At 72.3% G+C, this 19,908-nt stretch carries 21 protein-coding genes; 11 read left to right on the forward strand and 10 right to left on the reverse strand.

Features of this window, described 5'->3' with window-relative positions; all coding sequences use genetic code 11:
* Positions 1-126: 126 nt before the first annotated feature.
* Positions 127-312, reverse strand: a complete 186-nt coding sequence (locus tag ACF062_RS29855) for a hypothetical protein (RefSeq protein ID WP_320590573.1) — start codon at positions 310-312, stop codon at positions 127-129.
* Between the two features lie 226 nt (positions 313-538).
* Between ACF062_RS29855 and ACF062_RS29860 the strand changes: the two genes are divergently transcribed.
* Complete coding sequence (locus tag ACF062_RS29860) at positions 539-1,447, forward strand: FadR/GntR family transcriptional regulator (protein WP_392142757.1); 909 nt, start codon at positions 539-541, stop codon at positions 1,445-1,447.
* 23 nt (positions 1,448-1,470) lie between these two features.
* Here the strand turns inward: ACF062_RS29860 and ACF062_RS29865 are convergent, their stop codons facing one another.
* Positions 1,471-1,659: a hypothetical protein gene (locus ACF062_RS29865; RefSeq protein WP_392142758.1), complete on the reverse strand. Its 189-nt coding sequence runs from the start codon at positions 1,657-1,659 to the stop codon at positions 1,471-1,473.
* A gap of 125 nt (positions 1,660-1,784) precedes the next feature.
* On the opposite strand from ACF062_RS29865, the gene ACF062_RS29870 reads away from it, so the two are divergent.
* From ACF062_RS29870 to ACF062_RS29890, 5 genes are all read left to right on the forward strand, one after another.
* The gene (locus ACF062_RS29870) at positions 1,785-2,687 is read left to right on the forward strand and encodes a GntR family transcriptional regulator (protein ID WP_392143010.1); all 903 of its coding nucleotides are present in this window, start codon (positions 1,785-1,787) and stop codon (positions 2,685-2,687) included.
* Entirely contained in the window at positions 2,688-3,443 is a 756-nt protein-coding gene (locus ACF062_RS29875) for an HAD family hydrolase (protein WP_392142759.1), read from the forward strand.
* Between the two features lie 102 nt (positions 3,444-3,545).
* On the forward strand, positions 3,546-5,489 hold the full coding sequence (locus tag ACF062_RS29880; protein ID WP_392142760.1) for an HAD-IA family hydrolase: 1,944 nt from the start codon (positions 3,546-3,548) through the stop codon (positions 5,487-5,489).
* Positions 5,490-5,561: 72 nt separating this feature from the next.
* The gene (locus ACF062_RS29885; RefSeq protein WP_392142761.1) at positions 5,562-5,873 is read left to right on the forward strand and encodes a hypothetical protein; all 312 of its coding nucleotides are present in this window, start codon (positions 5,562-5,564) and stop codon (positions 5,871-5,873) included.
* The gene (locus tag ACF062_RS29890) at positions 5,870-6,334 is read left to right on the forward strand and encodes a hypothetical protein (protein WP_392142762.1); all 465 of its coding nucleotides are present in this window, start codon (positions 5,870-5,872) and stop codon (positions 6,332-6,334) included. Before ACF062_RS29885 ends, ACF062_RS29890 begins: the two co-directional genes overlap by 4 nt.
* A 28-nt stretch (positions 6,335-6,362) precedes the next feature.
* Here ACF062_RS29890 and ACF062_RS29895 read toward each other — a convergent pair whose 3' ends face one another.
* Positions 6,363-7,013, reverse strand: a complete 651-nt coding sequence (locus ACF062_RS29895) for a TetR/AcrR family transcriptional regulator (RefSeq protein WP_392142763.1) — start codon at positions 7,011-7,013, stop codon at positions 6,363-6,365.
* A gap of 77 nt (positions 7,014-7,090) precedes the next feature.
* On the opposite strand from ACF062_RS29895, the gene ACF062_RS29900 reads away from it, so the two are divergent.
* The gene (locus ACF062_RS29900) at positions 7,091-9,163 is read left to right on the forward strand and encodes a HelD family protein (protein ID WP_392142764.1); all 2,073 of its coding nucleotides are present in this window, start codon (positions 7,091-7,093) and stop codon (positions 9,161-9,163) included.
* A 16-nt stretch (positions 9,164-9,179) separates the two neighbouring features.
* Here the strand turns inward: ACF062_RS29900 and ACF062_RS29905 are convergent, their stop codons facing one another.
* Together ACF062_RS29905 and ACF062_RS29910 are read right to left on the reverse strand one after the other, a co-directional pair.
* A complete protein-coding gene (locus tag ACF062_RS29905; protein ID WP_392142765.1) occupies positions 9,180-10,655 on the reverse strand; it encodes a peptidoglycan D,D-transpeptidase FtsI family protein in 1,476 nt (491 codons plus the stop codon).
* A gap of 86 nt (positions 10,656-10,741) precedes the next feature.
* The gene (locus ACF062_RS29910; protein WP_392143011.1) at positions 10,742-11,647 is read right to left on the reverse strand and encodes an NAD(P)-dependent oxidoreductase; all 906 of its coding nucleotides are present in this window, start codon (positions 11,645-11,647) and stop codon (positions 10,742-10,744) included.
* Between the two features lie 171 nt (positions 11,648-11,818).
* Here ACF062_RS29910 and ACF062_RS29915 point away from each other — a divergent pair, with 171 nt between their 5' ends.
* Positions 11,819-12,877, forward strand: coding sequence for a helix-turn-helix domain-containing protein (locus ACF062_RS29915; protein WP_392142766.1), 1,059 nt, complete (start codon positions 11,819-11,821; stop codon positions 12,875-12,877).
* Here ACF062_RS29915 and ACF062_RS29920 read toward each other — a convergent pair.
* Positions 12,808-13,467 (reverse strand): peroxiredoxin-like family protein, encoded by a 660-nt coding sequence (locus ACF062_RS29920; RefSeq protein WP_392142767.1) that lies wholly within the window; start codon positions 13,465-13,467, stop codon positions 12,808-12,810. The two genes, ACF062_RS29915 and ACF062_RS29920, sit on opposite strands and share 70 nt — an antisense overlap.
* Positions 13,468-13,624: 157 nt before the next feature.
* Here ACF062_RS29920 and ACF062_RS29925 point away from each other — a divergent pair, with 157 nt between their 5' ends.
* Positions 13,625-14,209, forward strand: coding sequence for a TetR/AcrR family transcriptional regulator (locus ACF062_RS29925; RefSeq protein WP_392142768.1), 585 nt, complete (start codon positions 13,625-13,627; stop codon positions 14,207-14,209).
* Positions 14,210-14,264: 55 nt separating this feature from the next.
* Here the strand turns inward: ACF062_RS29925 and ACF062_RS29930 are convergent, their stop codons facing one another.
* Positions 14,265-15,176: an NAD(P)-dependent oxidoreductase gene (locus ACF062_RS29930; protein WP_392142769.1), complete on the reverse strand. Its 912-nt coding sequence runs from the start codon at positions 15,174-15,176 to the stop codon at positions 14,265-14,267.
* Positions 15,177-15,231: 55 nt separating this feature from the next.
* On the opposite strand from ACF062_RS29930, the gene ACF062_RS29935 reads away from it, so the two are divergent.
* Positions 15,232-15,624, forward strand: a complete 393-nt coding sequence (locus ACF062_RS29935) for a winged helix-turn-helix transcriptional regulator (RefSeq protein ID WP_392142770.1) — start codon at positions 15,232-15,234, stop codon at positions 15,622-15,624.
* A gap of 114 nt (positions 15,625-15,738) precedes the next feature.
* On the opposite strand, the gene ACF062_RS29940 is transcribed toward ACF062_RS29935, so the two are convergent.
* Positions 15,739-16,695 (reverse strand): GlxA family transcriptional regulator, encoded by a 957-nt coding sequence (locus ACF062_RS29940; protein ID WP_392142771.1) that lies wholly within the window; start codon positions 16,693-16,695, stop codon positions 15,739-15,741.
* A 68-nt stretch (positions 16,696-16,763) separates the two neighbouring features.
* Positions 16,764-17,609, reverse strand: coding sequence for a serine protease (locus ACF062_RS29945; protein ID WP_356580080.1), 846 nt, complete (start codon positions 17,607-17,609; stop codon positions 16,764-16,766).
* 163 nt (positions 17,610-17,772) lie between these two features.
* Between ACF062_RS29945 and ACF062_RS29950 the strand changes: the two genes are divergently transcribed.
* A complete protein-coding gene (locus ACF062_RS29950) occupies positions 17,773-18,807 on the forward strand; it encodes a GlxA family transcriptional regulator (RefSeq protein ID WP_392142772.1) in 1,035 nt (344 codons plus the stop codon).
* On the opposite strand, the gene ACF062_RS29955 is transcribed toward ACF062_RS29950, so the two are convergent.
* On the reverse strand, positions 18,740-19,846 hold the full coding sequence (locus tag ACF062_RS29955) for a MerR family transcriptional regulator (protein ID WP_392142773.1): 1,107 nt from the start codon (positions 19,844-19,846) through the stop codon (positions 18,740-18,742). The genes ACF062_RS29950 and ACF062_RS29955 overlap by 68 nt on opposite strands.
* Positions 19,847-19,908 lie beyond the last annotated feature (62 nt).

Below are 19,908 nucleotides of genomic sequence, written 5' to 3' on the forward strand. Positions count from 1 at the left end.
CCCGGGAAAGCTGAGTCCCGGCTCCCCCGTAGCCGGGAGCCGGGACTCGGTTTTCCGACGGCCGGCCGGACTCCCGGCTCCCCTCCGGATGGGAACCCGGCCAGTCGGACCCGCTCAGCCGGGCCGTCAGCCCGACTGTGCGAGGAGCAGGACGAGCAGCGCCGCCCCGACCCCGCTGATCTTGGTGTTCTTCGCCTTGATCCCCACGGTCAGCAGGACGAAGGCGATGATGCCCAGCGGTCCGTACTTCCACTGGATGAGCTGTTCGAAGCCGATGGCGAGGGCGGCGACGGCAAGGGCGATGAGCGGCATGGCGTTCCTCCTTCGGATCGGGGTGGCGGACCCCGTTCGGCCGGTGGCCAACTGGCGGGCCGGGTGGGTATGTCGCCACGGCTGCCGATGGGTGGTGGCCAACCCCGGAAGGGTCTGACCATGTCGCCAAAGTTGGCTACCAACTTCAACTGACTTATCTCCGCCAGGAGTCGACTCATAACCACCTTTCCCGCAACTCCCCTAAGATGGCGCGAAGTTGTACTGTTTGGTTGTGAGCACGGAACACGCACCCGTCAACGGGCGCAAGCGGCGGCGCTCCCACCGCGAGGTGGCCGACGTACTGCGCGACCGCATCAGGTCCGGAGCGCTGCCGCCCGGCCGGCGCATGCCCACCCAGGCCGAGCTGGCGGACGAGTTCGGCGTGGAGCGCGGAGCCGTGCGCGAGGCGCTGCGCATCCTGCACCGCGAGCACCTCCTGTCCAATGTGTCCAAGGGGAGCCCCGCCACGGTGGCCGACGCCTCCGAACGCATGCTCGCGGGCGGTGGCGCGGCGTGCCCGCAGCCCACGATGGTCGGCCTCGCGCCGCGCGTCGCGGCGGCCTTCGAGGCGCCGCACGTGGAGATAGACGCGCTCTGCCTGACCTCCGTCTCCCTCACCATGGCGATCGGCGAACCGCTCCGGCGGATCCACGCCGGGCAGCGCAAACCGGCCAAGGTCGACGTCCGGGTGCTGCTACCGAGCCGCGACATCGACCTCGCCTTTCCGGCGGCGGTCGACTGCGGGGACGACGAGGACGGCCGCGTCCACCGCCGCTGGCTCGACCAGCGCAACGCGCAGGGGCAGGTGCTGCGCCACAACCTCCTCGCGCTGCGGGCCTCGCACGGCATCGACGTATCGGTGCAGTTCCGCGCGCTGCCGTTCACGCCCCCGGTGAAGCTGTACCTGATCAACGGCGCGGAGGCGCTCTTCGCGTACTACACGCTCACCAAGCGGGACGAGGAGATCGGCCAGGAGTCCCTGGAGATGTACGACGCGCAGGGCGCGCAGTCGATGCTCTTCCCGTTCCGGCAGGGGGACGGGCTGCGGGACACGACGTTCGTGGAGCAGTCCCACCTGTGGTTCAACGCGCTGTGGAACACGATCAGCCGGGATCTGGAGCTGGCGGCGGGCTGAGCGGGATCCCGCCGCCGGCCCGCTCAGCCCGCCGGGCCTGTCACCATCAGGGCGAGGACCACGGCGCCGATGGAGCTGCACGTGGCGTTCTTCGCCTTGAGGCCGATGGTCAGCAGGAGGAGACCGGCGATGCCCATTGGGCCGTACTTCCACTGCACGAGCTGTTCGACGGTGACAGCGACCACGGCCGCGAGGAGGGCTATGACGGGCATGATGGTTCCCCCTTCTGCCATCTTGACCAAGTTGGCAACCAACTCTGCTGTAGTTGTCCCCACTTGGTTCGGCTGAATAAACAACTTCACTTCAACTGCCCCGAGATGGCGGCCAGTTGTATCGTTTGGTCGTGACCCAGGAGAACGTTGCAGTGAACGGCAGCAGAAAGCTCTCACCCCAGGACATCGCCGACGCCATCCGGGACCGCATCAAGGCGGGTGAGCTGAAGGCGGGCGACCGCCTGCCGACCCAGGCGGAGCTCGCCGACGAGTTCGGCGTGGAGCGCGGCACCGTGCGGCAGGCGATGAAGAAGCTCCAGGGCGAAGGCCTCCTCTCCAACGTCAGCAAGGGCAGCCCGCCGAGGGTCGCCGCATCGGGCCCGGCCCCCGCGAGCCGGGGCCCCCAGCCGTCCATGGTCGCCCTCGCCCCGCGCCTCGCCGAGGCGTTCGCGGAGCAGGACGTGCGGATCGACGTGGTCTCCTACACCGCCGAGACGCTGATGATCGCCCTCGGGGAGCCGGTCCGTCTGATCCATGAGGGCCGCATCCGCCCGCGCTCGATCGAGGTGCGGATCCTGCTGCCGAGCAGCGACATCCAGCTGGCGTTCCCGGTGCCGGTCCAGTACGACGCGGAGAGCCGCGAGCGGCTCCACCGGCGCTGGCTGAACCAGCGCAACGCGCAGGGCCAGGTCCTGCGCCACAACCTGCGCGCGCTGCGGGCCTCGCACGGCATCGACGTCGACGTCACCTTCCGCGCGCTGCCCTTCACCACGCCCGTCAAGCTCTACCTCCTCAACCACCGCGAGGCGCTGCTCGCGTACTACACGCTGGGGCGCGAGCAGCTGGAGCTGGACGCGGACGGCGGCAGCGAGGTGCTGGACCTCTATGACGTGCTGGGTGTCAAGGCGCCGCTCTTCTCCTTCGGCGGGCCGGGGGAGGAGTCGCGTGACGCCCAGTTCGTGGAGGAGTCGCAGAAGTGGTTCGACGCACTCTGGGCAACCATCACCACGGACCTGACACTCTCTTAAGTGACCGCTGACTCGACGCAATCCGACGCGATATGGCCCGAGGGACTCGGTGACGAGACCGAAAGGCTTCATGATCTGATCGATCCTGTTCGGTTCGTGCTCTTCGACTTCGACGGCCCCATCTGCCGGCTCTTCCCCGGACGCTCGGCCCAGAAGGCGGCCGAGGACCAGGTCCGGTGCCTGGCGGGGCTGGGCCTGCCCGGCCTGCTCTCCGAGGAGGAGCGGTGCCAGGTCGACCCGTACGTCGTACTGCGCGCCGTCGACCGCCGGCGCCCCCGCAGCGATCTGGTCGAGGAGCTGGAGAAACGTCTTACCCAGCACGAGCTGACCGCCGTGGTCTCCGCCCTCCCCACCCCGCACGTCGACCCGCTCATCCGCACCTGGACGGCGGTCGGCGCCCGGTTGGCCATCACCACCAACCACTCCCCGAGCGCCGTGAGCCGTTACCTCGCCTCGCGCGGCCTCCTGGAGTGCTTCGCCCCGCACATCTACGGCCGCACCCAGGACCTCCGGCTACTCAAACCCGACCCGCACTGCCTGCACCGTGCCCTGCGGGCCATGGGCGCCGACCCGCAGACCACCCTGATGATCGGCGACGCCCCCACGGACTTCGAGGCGGCCCGCCGGGCGGGCGTCGGGTTCCTGGGCTACGCGCGCGGTGCACGCGAGGCCCGGCTGCTCACGGCGGCGGGTGTGCGGCACGTGGTCCCGTCCCTGGAGCCCGTCCTGAAGCGGCTGCGTGGCAAGGGGCGCTGAGGGAGGTCACCAAGGGCGGGCGGAGGCGGCGTACGGCGCGCCGGTGTCCACATTGCGGCATGTCACAGAAACGGTTCCGGTCACCGGATACCCTCTGCGCTCATGCCGTCACCTCCGCCTCGCTCCCCCCACGAGGCGCCGAAGAGCGGGCGCCGCGAGACGTGGATCCGACGCCTCGCCGACTCGCACAGGGACCACCCGGACCGTGAGGTCGTGGCAGGTCACCACAACATCAACTATGTCGTGCCGCTCAGCTGGTCCCTCGCCCTGCTGCTGCGCACGATGCCGTTCCGGGCCCGCGTCAAATGCCGGATGCCGCGCCGGACCGTGGAGGTGGTGCCGCGCATCTGGCCCAGCGAGGCGGAGCTGCTCAAGGTGGTGAGCCGGCACCTCGCTGAGGTGCCGCGCTGCTTCCGGGACTTCGGGGACTGGTCACTGCACTCCTACCGGGCGGGGCGGGCGCTGTCCGACGTCCAGCCCGAGGGTCCCGTCGGAGAGCCGATGATGCGGTCCTTCGCCGAGTTCTTCGCCAGGACCGCCTCCGTGCCGGAGGCGGAGCTGCCGCCCCGGCCCGCGGGCTGGCCCGAGTCGGCGCGGACCGAGGAGTTCCTCGCCTGGCTGGTCGACTTCACCGAGGAGCGCGTGCACCGCCCCCACCGGTGGCGGTTCCATGAGCTCTTCACCGCCGTCGGCATCCGCCCCGGCGTCATGGCCGCCTTCCGCGACGACCCGGACCGCCCCCGCCTGACGCCGCGGCCCTTCTGCCTGCTCCACACCGACGTGCACCGCGCCAACGTCGTCGTCGACCGCAAGCAGGTCGCGGTCATCGACTGGGAACTGGCCATGTACGGGGACCCGTTGCACGACCTCGCCACCCATCTCGTACGCATGGAGTACGAGAAGGACGAGCAGAGCATGATGAAGGAGCTGTGGGCCGAGGCGATGGAGCGCGCCGGGCACCGGGACATGACCGCGGGCCTGGCCGCCGACCTGCCCGTCTACCTCGACTTCGAGTACGCCCAGTCCGTCTTCCCCGACATCATGCGGGCCGCGCTCGACCTGACCGTGCCGCCGGGCGAGCCGGACGACGCGGACTTCGCGTACGCGGCGGCGCGGGTCTGCCGGGCATTGCGGCGCGCCGCCGAACCCCTGAAGCTGGACGAGGTGCCGGACGAACGGCGGGCGGAGCGGGCCCTGCGGGAGTGGTTCGCGGGGCCGTTCGGCCGGGCCCTGGGCGAAGGGGAGGCACGGGACATGGACGGTGACGCCGACGAGACCGTCGAGCGGGATTCCGCTGGGCGCGGGCTGTATACGGATCCGGCCGAACTGGGCGAAGTGGCGCGGCTGTTGAGCGCGCCGGACGAGAGCTGCGTGCTCTTCGACTTCGACGGGCCGGTCTGCAGGCTCTTCCCGGACGGGTCATCCGCGAGCGTCGCCCGCGAGCTGCGGGAACACGCCCGCGAGCGCGGCGTCAGCGGTGTCCTCACGCCGCGGGAGGAACGGTCCGCCGACCCTCACGACGTGCTGCGCGCCATGGATCGCGCCGTGCGTGAGGGCGTGATCCAGGACGCCGCTCTGATCGCAGAACTGGAGGCGATCCTCACGGCCGGCGAGGTCAGGGCCGCGCACACGGCACCGGCCACGCCCGGCGCCCACCGGCTGATCCGCGGGCTGCGGGAGCGGGGCGCGCGTATCGCCGTGGTCACCAACAACTCGCCGCGCGCCGTTGCCGCCTACCTCCACCTGCACGGCCTGACCGACGCGTTCGGCCCGCACATCCACGGCCGTACGGACCGGCCCGCCCTGCTCAAGCCGGACCCCGACTCCCTGAACCGGGCCCTGCGCGGCCTGGGCGCCCAGCCCGCCGAGGCCGTGATGATCGGCGACACGGCGACCGACCTCCAGGCGGCGCGGGACGCCAAGGTCCTGTTCGTGGGGTACGCGCGCGACGAGCGCAAGGCCGCGCCGCTGCGAGAGGCCGGGGCCGAGCTCGTCGTCCCCACGCTGGAACCGCTGTTGCGGCTCCTGGACACGGGCCCTTCCTGACCGGACCGCAGCCGTGCACCATGGTCTTCTCGTGTTGGGTCTTGCAGTCAGCTCCGGTAAGGAAGAGGTGACTTGGTGGCGCCGAGCGGCCGTCATTCGGTGCGGGAGCGGGCGGCGGCGAGCTGGGTGGACGCGGAGAGCGCCGTCACCAAGGCACTGCTGCTCGGCGTGTTCTGCCTAGGCCTGGTCGCGCAGTTCGTGCAGCCGGTGGGGGATGCCCTGGAGGGCAAGGCCTATCTGGGCGGCGCCATCCTCAGCCTGGTCGGCTATGTCCTTTACGCCGAGGTGCGGCGGCTGAACGACGCCCTGCGGCCGGAGGCGTGGTGCGTCCGGTTCTGCGCGTCCTGGAGGATTTCGGCGGTGAGGGGCATCCCCGCCCGGTGACCATCCGCATCCTGGTACCGGACTTCACCGCTCCGATGGCGATACCAGGAAAGCTGGACGGGGACGGCAAGGCCGTGGACGATCCCGACTTCCGGGCGGCGCTGCTGGCGAAGGCCCAGGGGTTCGCGGCCGCTCTGGACGAGCTCGCGCAGGACCTGGTGGGCCGGCGCGCCGTGGACGTGCGGTTCCGTGCCCTGCACATCACACCGCTCCTGAAGTTCTGCCTGATCAACGACGAGGAGCTGTTCGACGGCATCTACGACGAGGTGGTGAGGAAGACCGCGCGCACTCCCGCGGAGCGCCAGGTGTTGGACCTCATGGGCTACAAGGCCTCCCTGACCCGCTGGCATGTCAGATCGGGAGCCCGGGCACGGGAGAAGGTCGCGCAGCGGCGCGAGCTCTTCGACACCCTGTGGGACCTCGCCTCGGCGCTGCCCGAGCCGCCCTCCGCTCACGCCTAGCGACGCCCCTCACGCGTGGCGACGCCGCTCACGCGTAGCGCTGGAGGCCGGTGCGCAGTTGGGCGAAGGCGCGGTTGGCCGAGGTCACCGCGTCGGGCCAGGCCTCGTCCGCGCTCTCGCCGGCGGTGATCCGGCGCCAGTTCTCCTCCGCGAGGATCCGCTGGACGGCGACGATCTGGGCCGCGGCCAGGCGGGATTCCAGGGGGTTGCCGCCGTGTGCGGCGGTCAGGGCCTCGGCGAGGGCCTGTTCGGAGCGGTTCTGGTAGCCGTGGAGGCGGGCGACCAGGGACGGGGTGCCATAGAGCAGGCGGTGGAAGGCGAGGACCGCGGGGACGTCGCAGAGGCCGGTCACCGGGTCCCGGCGCGCGAGGCCGTCCAGGAAGTGGCGCTGGAGGGCGTCGAGGGCGGGGCGCTTGCCGGGGCGGGCGGCGACGACGCGGGCCGGCTCGTCCTCGTGGTCGGCGAAGCGGTGCAGGACCAGGTCCTCCTTGGCGGCGAAGTAGCGGAAGAGGGTCGGCTTGGAGACCTCCGCCGCGGCGGCCACCTCCGCGACCGACACCTTGTCGAAGCCCTTCTCCAGGAAGAGCGCGATCGCCGTCTCGGAGATCGCCTGATGGCGCTGCTGCTTCTTGCGGGTCCGCAGGCCGGGCTCGGCGGGCTCGGCGTCGCTGCTGGTCATGGGGGGAGTCTAAGGGGCGGCGGGAGCGTGATGTTACTCGGTTACGAATTTAACTCGGTTACATTATTCTGGTGGGCATGGCCGCTCCGACTTCCCAGACCTCCCCCGCCGCCCTCACCCAAGAACGCAGCTACCACGACGCCTGCCGCGCCGCACTCGACGGCATGGTCGAAGGCGCCCAGGAACGGGTCGTCTCAGGAGAGGACGTGTCCGCGTCCGGCGCCGACGCCGAAGTCCTCGGCCACCAGTTCCGCAGCCACGCCAAGGAGCTGCGCGAGCTGCCCGAAGCGCCCCTCTTCTTCGGCCGCCTCGACTTCGCCGCCACCGGCCCCGCCGCCGAGGAGGCCGGGGACCACCGCGGGCAGCGCTACCACATCGGGCGCCTGCGCATCACCGAGCACCCCTCGGCACCACCCCTCGTCGTCGACTGGCGCGCACCCGTCTCCCGCGCCTTCTACCAGGCCGGCGCCCGCGACCCGCAGGGCGTCGCCGTCCGCCGCCGGTTCGGCTGGGCGCCCGGCAGCAAGGGCGACTCCGCGGACCTCACCGGCATGGAGGACGAACACCTGGCCGAGGGCGAGGCCACGGAAGGCGGCGGCAGCCGCATCGTCGCCGGGGAGATCGAGCGGCCCCGCGTCGGCCCCATGCGTGACATCGCCGCCACCATCCAGCCCGAACAGGACGACCTCGTACGCGGCGCACTCACCGCCTCCCTCTGCGTACAGGGCGCCCCCGGCACCGGCAAGACCGCCGTCGGCCTGCACCGCGCCGCCTACCTCCTCTACACCCACCCCCAGCGGATACGCCGCTCCGGGCTGCTCATCCTCGGCCCCAACCAGACCTTCCTGCGCTACATCGCCGAGGTGCTGCCCTCCCTCGGCGAGAGCGGGGTGCGCCAGTCCACCGTGCGGGACGAGATCGGCCGTGACCACGGCCATCCGGTGCGTGCCACGGACGACGAGGCCGCCGCCCTGGTCAAGCACGACGTCCGGATGGCGGCCGTGCTGCGCCGCGCCCTGTACTCCCGCGTCGCGCCGCCCGCCGAGTCGCTGGCGGTGCCGGACGGGTCCTACCGCTGGCGGGTGCCGCTCGACGAGCTGGAGCGGATCGTGGACGCCGTGCGGGCCGAGGAGCCGCCGTACTCCGTGGGGCGCGAGCGGGTGCGCAGCCGGGCCGTGCGGGCCGTCCAGGAGCAGGCCGAGCGGCGCTCCGGGCCGCGCGGCAACGCCTGGGTGCGGAAGATCTGCCGGGCCCGGCCGGTGAGTTCCTTCGTCGACCGGGCCTGGCCCAAGGTGCGGGCGGACGAGATCCTCGCGGGGCTGCTCGCCGACCCGGACGCGCTCGCCGCCGCCGCGGACGGCATCCTCGACGCCGAGGAGCAGAAGGCGATCCTGTGGGCGAGGCCCCCGCGCTCGTACAAGTCCGCGAAGTGGAGCGCCGCCGACCTGGTGCTGATGGACGAGATCGAGGGTCTCCTCGACCGCCCCGCCGGATACGGGCACATCGTCGTCGACGAGGCGCAGGACCTGTCGCCGATGGAGTGCCGGGCCATCGCGCGCCGCTCGGACTTCGGTTCGCTGACGGTCCTCGGCGATCTCGCGCAGGCCACCACCCCCTGGGCAGCGCGCAGTTGGGCGGAGCTGCTCGGCCACCTCGGCAAGCCGGATGCCACCGTGACCCCGCTGACCACCGGCTTCCGGGTGCCACGGGCCATCGTGGGGCTCGCCAACCGGCTCCTCGCCCGCCTCGACGTCGACGTGCCGCCCGCGCGGTCCATGCGGGCCGACGGGGAGCTGCGCGTCCTCAAGACCCGCGACGTGGAGGCCGCCGCCGTCGAGACCGTGCGGGGCGCGCTCGCGTGGGAGGGCTCGGTCGGTGTCATCGCCGCCGACGCGCGGACCGGGCGGCTGCGCGCTGCCCTGGCGGCGGCCGGGATCGAGACGGCGGGCGCGGACGAGCTGGGCGCGCGCGTGACCGTGCTGCCCGCCTCGCTCGCCAAGGGCCTGGAGTACGACCATGTCGTCGCCGTCGAACCCGCCGAGATCGCGGCGGCCGAGCGGCGCGGCCCGCACCGGCTGTACGTCGTGCTGACCCGGGCGGTGTCCCGGCTCGACGTGGTGCACAGCGGGCCGCTGCCGTGGGAAGCGTGACGCCGCGTCGTGGGCGTCAGCGCTCCAGGACCGCCTCCATGACGGCCTTCGCGATCGGCGCGCCCAGCTTGCCGCCCGCGATCTCCGAGCGCGGGATGTCCATGTTCGACGGGTCGACGAAGACCGCCACCGCGACCGGAGACTCCCCGTCGCCGTTCTTGGCGTAGGAGACGAACCAGGCGTAGGGGCGTTCGTCGGTGACGTCCGCGCCGTGCTGGGCCGTGCCGGTCTTGCCGCCGACCGTGACGCCCGCGATCCGCGCCTTGTTCGCCGTGCCGTTCTCGACGGTGTTCTCCATCATCTCCTGGACCTTCTTCGCGGTGTCCTCGGAGACGGCCTGGTTCAGCTCGTGGGGCTCGGACTTCTCGATCGTCGTCAGGTCGGGGCCGCGCAACTCCTCGACCAGGTACGGCTTCATGACCTTGCCGTCGTTGGCGAGACCGGCCGTGACCATCGCCATCTGGAGCGGGGTGCTGGTCAGGCTGCCCTGGCCCATGCCGGTCAGCGCGGTCTGCGGCTTGTCGAGCCGCTCCGGATAGCTGCTTGCGGCGGCCCGCACCGGGATGAATTGCTCTTCGTTGAACCCGAACTTCTCCGCCGTCTCGCGCATCTTGTCCTTGCCGACCTTGAGCGCGATGTCGAGGAAGACGTTGTTGCAGGACCACTGCATGCCGGTCTTCACCGACACCTTGTCGCAGTTGGAGTCCGGCACGTCGTTGCCGATGCGGGTGGAGCTGAGGGGCAGTTTGTACGGGGTCCTGGCGCCGGTCGGCTTGTCGATGTCCGTGACGACGCCGTGCTCCAGGGCGGCGGCCGCCGTGACGATCTTGAAGGTGGAGCCCGGCGGGTAGATCTCGCGCAGCGCGCGGTTGCTCAGCGGCTTGTCCTTGCGCTTGGCGAGCCGCTGGAAGGTCCGTCCCTCCTCCTGCGAGATGCCCGCGAAGACGGAGGGGTCGTACGAGGGGGTGCTGGCCAGGGCGAGCACCTTGCCGGTGCGCGGGTCGAGCGCGACGACGGCGCCCTTGGCGTCCAGCCGCACCAGGCCGTCGTAGGCCGCCTTCTGCGCCTTGGGGTCGATGGTGGTGACGACGTCGCCGCCCTGCTGCTTCTTGCCGGTCAGCATGTCAAGGGTGCGCTTGATGAAGAGCCGGTCGTCGTTGCCGCTGAGGATGCCGTTGTGGACGCCCTCCAGGAAGGTGCCGCCCTGGGCCTGCGAGAAGTAGCCCGTCACCGGCGCGTACATGGGGCCCTGTTTGAAGGTCCGCTTGTACGCGAAGTCGGTGCCGGACGTCTTCTTCGAGCCGGTGATGGACTTGCCGCCGACGATGATGTCGCCGCGGGGGTGGGAGAAGGCCTCGATCTGCACGCGGCGGTTCTTCTCGTGGTTCGCCAGGTTGTCGTTCTGCGCGAACTGCACCCAGGTCGCCCGCAGCAGCAGCGCGAGCGTGAGGATCCCGCAGAAGACGGCGATGTGCCGCAGCGGACGGTTCATGGGTGGTGGCTCCCCCCGGGCCGAAGGATGAACGTTTCCGGTCCATCCTGTCCGCTTCCCCCGCGGCGTGGGCCGGAATCCGGCATCTACCGGCGGGTCGCGCCGCCGCGCAGCACCTCGATCACGCTCGCGTAGCTGTCGGAGCCGTGGCCCGCGGCGGCGGCCCGCTCCATCGTCGCCCTCAGGAGCTCGGGCAGGGAGTTGTCGATGCCGCGTTCGTGCGCGGCGTGGATGAGGTGGCCGATGGCGGCGATCTGTACGTCGATGGTGGCGTCGTCCCCCGGGTGGTGCCCGGCGTCGACCTGGGGCGCGTACGTCGTCAGGAAACCGGAGACGGCGCCGTTCAGCCAGCGCAGCGCGACCCCGGTGAAGTCCGTGGCGGTGGTCCCGTCGGCGGTCACCAGGGCGGTGCCGTGCAGCCAGCCGGTGAATGTCGCCCACATCAGGCCGAGCAGCGCGGAGTCGTACAGCGAGGCGAGGCCCGGTTCGGCGCCGAGGTAGAGCGGGTCGCCGAGCGCGGTGAGGGCGGGGCGGTGCGTCTCGAAGACGGCCTCGGAGCCGCTGTAGAGGAACATCATCCGCGGGTCGCCGACGCCCGGCGGGGTCGTCATGATGCCGCCGTCGAGGTAGCCCGCGCCGTGCGAGGTGGCCCAGGCTGCCATCGCCACGGCCTGCTCCGGCGCCCCCGAGGTGAGGTTGACCAGCGCCTTCCCGGCGAGTCCGCCCGCTTCGGCCACCGGGTCGAGGACGGTGCGCAGCGCGTCGTAGTCGAGTACGCAGACCAGGACGAGACCGCTCGCGGCGACGGCGTCCCCGGCGGTCACCGCCACGCGCGCGCCGCGGTCGGCCAGGGGCTTCGCCTTCCGCGCGGTGCGGTTCCAGACGGTGGTGGGGTGGCCGCGGTCCAGGAGGGCACCGGCGAGGGCGGAGCCCATGAGGCCGAGGCCGATGACGGTGACGGGAGCGGAAGCGTTCGTGCCCCGAGCGTTCATGTCCGGGGCGTTCACGTTCTGGGCGTTCATGTTCTGTGCGTTCGTGTTCTGCGCGTTCATGGGGATCACGCTCGCAGGGCGGGGCGGCGCCCGACAGTGACAGTGGTGACGGCGATCACCAAATTCCTGCCAGGGTCTCGCCGGGTGCCCCCGTCCTCGTACGCTCGCCGCATGAGCGCTGGTTCCGTCGCGGTGGTCGTGGCCGAGGAGATCGGGATCCCGTCCTGGGATCTGTACGAACTGAGCATCCCCTTCACGGTGTTCGGCAAGCCGCAGCCCGACCTGTCCGACCACTGGTACGACCTGCGGCTGTGCGCCACGGGTGAACGGGAGGGCGGGGACGGCCCGTTCGGCCTCGCCCTGCGCACCCCCTACGGGCTCGAAGGCCTCGCGGGGGCGGACACCGTCATCGTGACCTCCGTACCGGACGCCTGCGTGGACGAAGGCAGGGCGCTGCCGCCGGGTCTCACGGACGCGTTGCGCGACGCCCACGCGGCCGGTGCCCGCATGGTCTCCCTGTGCACCGGCGCCTTCGCGCTGGCCGAGGCGGGGCTCCTGGACGGCCGCAGGGCGACCGCGCACTGGATGCACACCGCCCAGCTCGCCGCCCGGTACCCGAAGGTGACGGTCGACGACTCCGTCCTCTACGTGGACGACGGCGACGTCCTGACCAGCGCCGGCCTGACCGCGGGCGTCGACCTGTGCCTGCATCTGGTGCGCCGCGACCTCGGCGCGCACGTCGCCAACCAGCTGGCCCGGCGCATGGTCGTACCCGCCCACCGCCCCGGCGGGCAGGCGCAATTCATCGACCTGTCCGTGCCCGAGACGGACGACGCGGGCCTCGGTCCCGTACTGGAGTGGGCCCGCGCCCGCCTGGACCGTCCGCTGACCGTCGACGACCTGGCGCGGCGGGCCGCGATGAGCCCGCGCACCTTCTACCGCCGCCTCCAGGCGGCCACCGGCACGACGCCGCTCCAGTGGCTCCTGAACCAGCGCCTCGCGCGGGCCCAGAGCCTCCTGGAGTCGACGGACCTGCCGGTCGAGCGGATCGGCGAGCTGAGCGGCCTCGGCACGGCCAACAACCTCCGGCACCACTTCCTCAAGCAGGTGGGGGTGTCACCGGGGGACTACCGGCGGTCCTTCTTCAGCGCCGGTGCCGGTCAGGCCCGCGTCTCTTCGAGGGCGTCCAGCGCGGCCAGGACGTCGGCCGGCTCGGCCCGCACGGCGTAGTCGGTGTCGACGAACGCCCAGCGGATGACGCCCGCGCGGTCGATGACGTAGGTGGCGGGCAGCGGCAGGGTCCGGTGGTGACCGGCGTTCACGCGGTCGAGTTCGAAGCCCAGCCTGTCGTAGAGCGCGCCCAGTTCGTCGGAGAGGTCGAAGGCGATGCCGAACCGCTTGGCGACGCCGGAGCCGATGTCGCTGAGCACGGGAAAGGCGAGCCGTTCCTTCTCGGAGAGGGTGAGGCTCTCGTCGGGGATCTGCGGCGAGACGGCCACCAGACGCGCGCCACGGGCGGTGAGGTCGGCGTGGTGCTGCTGGAGGGCGCGCAGGGCGAGGTTGCAGTAGGGGCACCAGGCGCCGCGGTAGAACGTCAGGACGACGGGCCCCTCGGCGAGCAGGGCGTCCAGGGAGATCTCCTCGCCGGTGGCCGAGGCGAGGGTGAAGCGGGGCGCGGGGTCGCCGGCGCCGAGGGCGCTCTCCGCCAGGCGGGTGGCGAGGAGCTGGGCGGCGCCGCGGTCCATGACCTCCAGGACGTCCGCGGGCAGCCCGCGGTGGACGTTGGTGTACAGGTCGTGGAGTTCGTCCTTGAGGCTCATGCGGGGGCCCTTTCGGTCCTGAGCGGTCCGTGCCGGACCTGAACTTGGAACGGTCGTTTCAGGATGAGGGGGCGCGGGTGGAGCGTCAAGAGGTATCTTGGAATTACCGTTCCAAGAACGGTGCGAGGACGTACTCGGCGTGCGGGAGCCCCAACTCATGCCCGACATCAAGCACTTCGACCCGGACGAGGCGCTCGACCGCGTCGTCCGGCTCTTCTGGCAGCACGGCGCCGCCACGACGTCCATCCAGGCAGTGGCCACCGCGACGGGCCTCAACCGCTCCAGCCTGTACGCCACTTTCGGCGGTAAGCGTGAGCTGTACCTGGCCGCGCTGCGCCGTTACGTGCGCGACCACTCCGAGCGGGCGTTCCGGTTCCTCGCCGAGGACGGCCGGGGGCTACCGGCCGTACGCGCCTTCTTCGACGGACTGATCGAGCTGCGCTGCGCGGGCCCGTACGCCGGCTGGGGCTGCATGGTCGTCAACGCCCACGCCGGGCAAGAGCGCGCCGACCCCGAGGTGCGGGCCCTGCTGGAGCGGCACCACGGGCAGCTGCGGGACGCGATGCGCGGGGCGCTGGAAGTGGCGCGTACCGAGGGGGATCTGGCCCCCGGCGCCGATGTGGAGGCGGCGGCCGAGGTCCTCGCGCTCCTCGCGTACGGCGTGAACCTGCGCTCCCGGGCCGGGGCCGACGCCGCCGTGCTGCGCCGGACGGTGGACGTGGCGCTCGCTTCCCTGGGGTGACGCGGAGGGTGCCCGGGCCCGAGCATGGCCGGGCCCGCGGCTACCCGTCCCCGGCTCAGCGGCGGCCGAGCAGTTCCACCATCCTGGTCGCCCCGTCGGCGCCGTGCCCCGCCCCGATGACGCGGCGCGCCAGCCCCTCGGCGGCGCGCATCACGCCCGCCTCGATGCCGTGGGCCTCGGAGGTGTGGATGACGTGGGCCATCGTCGAGGCCGCCGACGTGATCGGGTTGCCCTCGCCCGAGAAGATGCCGTCGTCGATGTCCCCGCCCAGTCCATCGAAGACCGGCGGCAGGATCTCGCCGATGCCCTGGGCGAACGGGGTGAGCTCCCGCGCGGAGATCCCCTCGGCCTTCGCCACCGCCACGGCGTGCATGTAGCCGGTCATCGCGGTCCAGAAGATGTCGAGCAGCGCGATGTCGTACGCCGCCGCGCGGCCGATGTCCTCGCCGAGGTGGGTGTGGGTACCGCCCAGCGCGTCGAGGACAGGGCGGTGCCGCTCGTAGAGGTCCGCCGGGCCGCTGTGGAGGAAGACCCCGGCCGCGGTGCCGATGGTGGGGGTCGGCGTCATGATGGCCCCGTCCAGGTACGCGATGCCGTGCTCGGCGGCCCACCGTCCCGTGTCCCGTGCGCGGTCGGGGGTGTCGGCGCTGAGGTTCACGAGCGCGCGCCCCTTGAGCGCGGCGGCGACGGCGTCGCGGCGCAGTACGGCGTCCGAGGCGTCGTAGTTGACGACGCAGACGACGGTCAACGGGCTCGCCGCCACGGCCTCTTCGGCGGTACGGGCACCGATCGCGCCCCGCTCGACCAGCTCGGTGTCCCGCCCCGGGGTGCGGTTCCATACGGTGGTCCGCACCCCGGCCGCCAGGAAGGCGGCGGCCAGGGCCCGGCCCATCGGTCCCAGGCCGAGAACGGTGACGGCGAGGGGGCCGGTGACGGCAGACTGTTCGGCGTACGACGACGATGGCATGAGTCAGCTCCTGTGCAACAAATAAAGGGATGAAAAGGACCGAGGGGGACCCGAGATGACGCGCAGCCGTGCCCAGGACCCGAACGTGTGCGGTGTGACCGCCGCGATCGCCGTGATCGACGGCAAGTGGAAGACCGCGCTGCTCTGGCCGCTCGAAAGCGGCCCGCACCGGCCCGGTGAGATGCTGCGCCTGCTGCCGGGGCTCACCGAGAAGGTGCTGACCCAGGCACTGCGCGAGATGGAGGCGGACGGCATCGTGCACCGGGAGGTGCACGACGTACGGCCGCTGAAGACCGTCTACTCCCTCACGGAGTTCGGCCGTGACCTCTGCGAGGCGCTGGCCCCGCTGGCGGACTGGGGGCACCGCCGCCTGGACCGGCTCGCCGAGCCGCGGCCGGCGTTCCAGCCCGAGTCGAGATCCAACCCGGCTTTGACCAAGGCGTCCTGAGGTGTCGTCACCGCGCCTCCCTTCCGTGCTTCGCGGCGTGGTCACCAGACTGGCCCGAGAGGCCGCGCAGGCCAAGTACCCACAAAAAAGTGGCCATGCGGCGGAGGGCGTGGGTCACGCGGGCGGGCGGTGCGCGCGGCGGTAGTCGCGGGGCGTGGTGCCGGTGAGGGCACGGAAGTGGTGGCGCAGGGCCGCGGGTGAGCTGAACCCCGTCGCGGACGCGACGTGTTCGACGGGCGTGTCCGTCTCGCGCAGCAGCCGCATCGCCTCGTACAGGCGCGCGCGGAGCAGGTACTGGAGCGGGCTGAGCCCGGTGTGGGCGCGGAAGCGGCGCGTGACGCTGCTGACACTGGTGTTCGCATGGGCGGCGATCTCGGGGAGCGTGAGCGGGAGGTGGAGACGCGCCCGCATCCACCGCAGGGTGGGTTCGAGGCCCGCGCTCTCCGCGACCTCCCGGTCGATGGCCTCCTGGACGCTGTCCGCGTCGCCGTGCAGTGGCGTGATGAGCTCCCGCGACGTCTCGCCGGCCACTTGGCGGCCGTGGTCGCGGGCCAGCAGGTGCAGACAGATGTCCATGCCGCCGAAGACACCCGCGGCCGTGCGGAACGGCCCGTCCTCGACCACCGTGCCGGTCGCGTCCACGTCGATACGGGGGTACAGCTCCGCCAGCTCCTCGACGTACCGCCAGCCGGTCGTGGCCCGCCGCCCGTCGAGGAGCCCGGCCGCGGCGAGGACGAAGGTGCCGGTGCCGACGGCGGCGATGCGGCTGCCCCGGTCCGCCGCCGCACGGAGCGCGGCGGCGACGCCCTCGGGGGGACCGGCCCTGCGGTTCCCGTACGCGGTCACCAGGACGACGTCCGCGTCCGCGAGCCCTTCGAGGCCGTACGGCGCGCGGACGGCGAGCGGCGGCCCAAGGCCGCCGGTCGCCCGGAAGCCCGGGGCCGCGCAGAGCCTGACCTCGTAGGCCACGCCCTCGTGCCGGGAGGCGGCGCCGAAGACCAGACCGGGCGTGGTGAGGTGGTGGCCCGGCGCCCCGTCGAGGGCGAGGACGGCGACGGCGGTGACTGACATGTCGGTAACCCAACCACTCGGATACGGGGGCCGTACCCGCCGGGCCGGGCCGTCCCGGCGGCGGTCCTTCAGCCGTTCTTGTGGATCGTCTTCTGGATCCAGCTCTTGAACACGGGGACGTTGGTGTACAGCCCCGGGCCCGTCGCGCAGCCCTGCCGCTCGGAACCCGGCCCCGAGGTGGCCCCGATCAGCTCCCAGCGGCCGTTCTTCGCGCGCTGGAGCTGCGGGCCGCCGGAGTCGCCGTTGCACGCCATGGCCTTCGGCTTCCGGCTGACCGTGCACAGCCGGGTCCCGTCGGCCCAGCCCGGGCCGCACTCGGCCGCCGCGCCCCTGCGCGTCTCCAGCTGCTGGAGCCGGTCCGGGAACTTCGCGTCCTCCAGCGTCGGCGCTTCGACGACGGTGCCGTAGCCGAGGATGCGGGTGGGCGTGCCGGCGGGACCGGCCTTGGCGGCGATGCGGATGGGCTTCTGGGGGACCGGGCGGTCCAGGCGGATCAGCGCGAGGTCGTTCACGTTGGGCTTGGTGCCCGTCATGTCCTGCACGTAGCCGGGCGCGGTGACGATCTTGTCGATGTTCCGGACGGTGCCGCCGGTCGTGCGGTGGTCGCTCCCGACGCGGATCTTGCCGGTCAGGGTGGCCAGTTCGGGGTTCACGCAGTGCGCGGCCGTGAGCACCCACCGCGCGTCGACGAGCGTGGCCCCGCACTGGGCGCCGTACTGCTCGATCGGCACCGTCGCCATGAACGAGTAGCGCTGGGTGGCGTCGTCGCCGTTGACGATGGCGCCGGCGCTGCCGCTCATCGCCGTGCCGAGGAGCGCGGTCGCGCCGAGCACCGCGGCCCCTCGGGCGAGCAGGCGGCGCGGCCCCTTCCCGGAGCGGGAGACGGGAGCGGGCATGGTGGTCGTACGGTGCATGAGCCGGCCTTTCACAGACGCTGAGGGGAGAAGCTGGGCGCGGGACCCGGCGCTCCTCGCGCCCCGCCCGCCACCGCACAGCGATCATCCGGCGGAGCGGCGGGCCGCGAACAGCGGCTGTGATGTCACCCTGGGCCAAATTCTGGACAGGTAAGTTCTGGACATGTCAGTGATCGCCGTCCTCGCCCTCGACGGGGTGCCGGGGCACCAGCTCACCGCCCCCGGCCTCACCTTCGCCACCGCCGCGAGGCACCACCACCCGGTGGCGTACGAGGTGCGGATCTGCGCGGCCCCCGGGTTTCGCGGCACGGGCGGCCCCGCACCCTTCGGCGTCGACATCCCCTTGGGCCTGGAGGAACTCGACGACGCCGACACCGTGCTGCTGCCGGGACACGCGGGCTTCCGTGACGCGCCGCCGCCCGGGGTCACGGCCGCCCTGCGGGCCGCCGTCGCGCGCGGTGCCCGCGTCGGCGCCGTGGGCACCGGCACGTTCACGCTCGCGGCCACCGGCCTCCTGGACGGCCGCCGGGCGGCCACCAGCCGCCGGCACACGCGGGAACTGGCGGAGCTGCATCCCCGTATCGACGTCGACCCCGAGGGCGAGGTCGTCGCGGACGGCCCCTGTCACAGTGCCGCCGGTGTCCTCGGCGGCCTCGACCTCTGCCTGCACCTGATCACCCTGGACCACGGGGCGGCCGTGGCCATCGAGACCGAGCGGCAGCTGTTCCTGCATCTGCACAGCCGGCCCGAGGGACCCGGCGACGGCCCGGAGGCCGCGTACAACGCCGTCACCCCGCCCGGCAGCGGCCTCGGACCGGTCACCGAGTGGATGGAGGCCCACCTCCACCACCCGCTGACCCTCACCGAGATCGCCGCCCACGCGGGCCTCGGCGTCCGCGCCCTCACCCGCCGCTTCCGCGCCGACACCGGGCTCACCCCGCTCCAGTACCTGCTCCGCATCCGCGTCCAGCGCGCCCAGCGGCTCCTCGAACGCACAGACGAGCCGGTGGAACGCATCGCGGCCCGCACGGGCCTCGGCACCCCGGCCAACCTGCGCCACCACTTCCAGCGCTCCACCGGTACGAGTCCCACCACCTACCGCGCGGCGTTCCGCGCGCTGGTCTTTGACGTCACATGGCCCGAGCGGCCGGGGCCTTCGGGCCAGGAGCCGGGACCACGTCCGCGACGACACAGCTGACGTTGTCCGGGCCGCCGGAGCGGTTGGCGAGGGCGACGAGTTCACGTACCGCCCGTTCGGGGCCGTCGGCCGTGGTGATCACCTGGCGGATGTCGTCGGTGGGGACCACGGTGGTCAGGCCGTCGGAGCAGAGGAGGTAGCGGTCGCCGGGGCGGGCGTCGTGCAGACGCAGGTCGGGGGTGGCCGCCTCACCCGCGCCGAGGGCGCGGATCAGCAGGGAGCGCTGGGGGTGGGAGGCGGCCTCCTCGGGGCTCAGGCGTCCCTCGTCGACCATCGACTGGACGACGGTGTGGTCGTGGGTGACCTGGAAGAGCTCACCGTCCCGCAGGACGTAGGCGCGGGAGTCACCGATGTGGACGAGGGCGAGCTGCGACCCGGTCCAGAGCATCGCGGTGAGTGTGGTGCCGGCCTCGTCCTCACGCACCCCCCGTACGGCGCTGTCGGCCTGCTCGACGGCGTCCTCAAGGGCGTTGAGGAGAGAGCCGGCCGCGAAGCCGTCGGTCTCCAGGTGCTTGAGCGCGTCGATGGCGGCGGCCCCGGCGGGCGCCCCGCCGTGCCCGAAACCGTCGGCCACGGCGAGCAGACGGGCCCCCGCGTACGCGGTGTCCTGGTTGCTCTCGCGGACCAGGCCGGTGTCGGACAGTGCCGCGTAACGGATCTCCAGCGGTTCGGCGAGCGGGGTCGGGGTCGGGGTCATGGCGGGGTGGTCCTTCCTGGACAGGTGGTCGATGAGGAAGGCGGCCAGGTCCCGCCGCGCGGCGGTCTCCGCCTCGGCCCGGGCCCAGAACGCGCGGATCTCCTGGGCGGCCGCCGCCCCGTCCAGCGCGCGGACGTGCTGGATGCGGGCCAGCGGCATGCCGAGGCGTCGCAGCCAGGCCACCAGGCGGGCGTCGTCCAGTTGTTCGGGCGCGTAGAGGCGGTAGCCGGTCACCGGGTCGACGCGGGCGGGGGTCAGCAGGCCGAGCTCGTCGTAGAGCCGCAGCGCCTTGGGCGACAGCCGGGACGCCTTCGCGAACGCCCCGATGGTCAGCAACCCCATGCCCGCCCCTCCTCACGCCGGGCACACCGCCCGGCCCCACCGATGCTGTGGCCTCCCCCAAG

This window comes from Streptomyces sp. NPDC015345 (assembly GCF_043078805.1).
Lineage (GTDB): Bacteria > Actinomycetota > Actinomycetes > Streptomycetales > Streptomycetaceae > Streptomyces.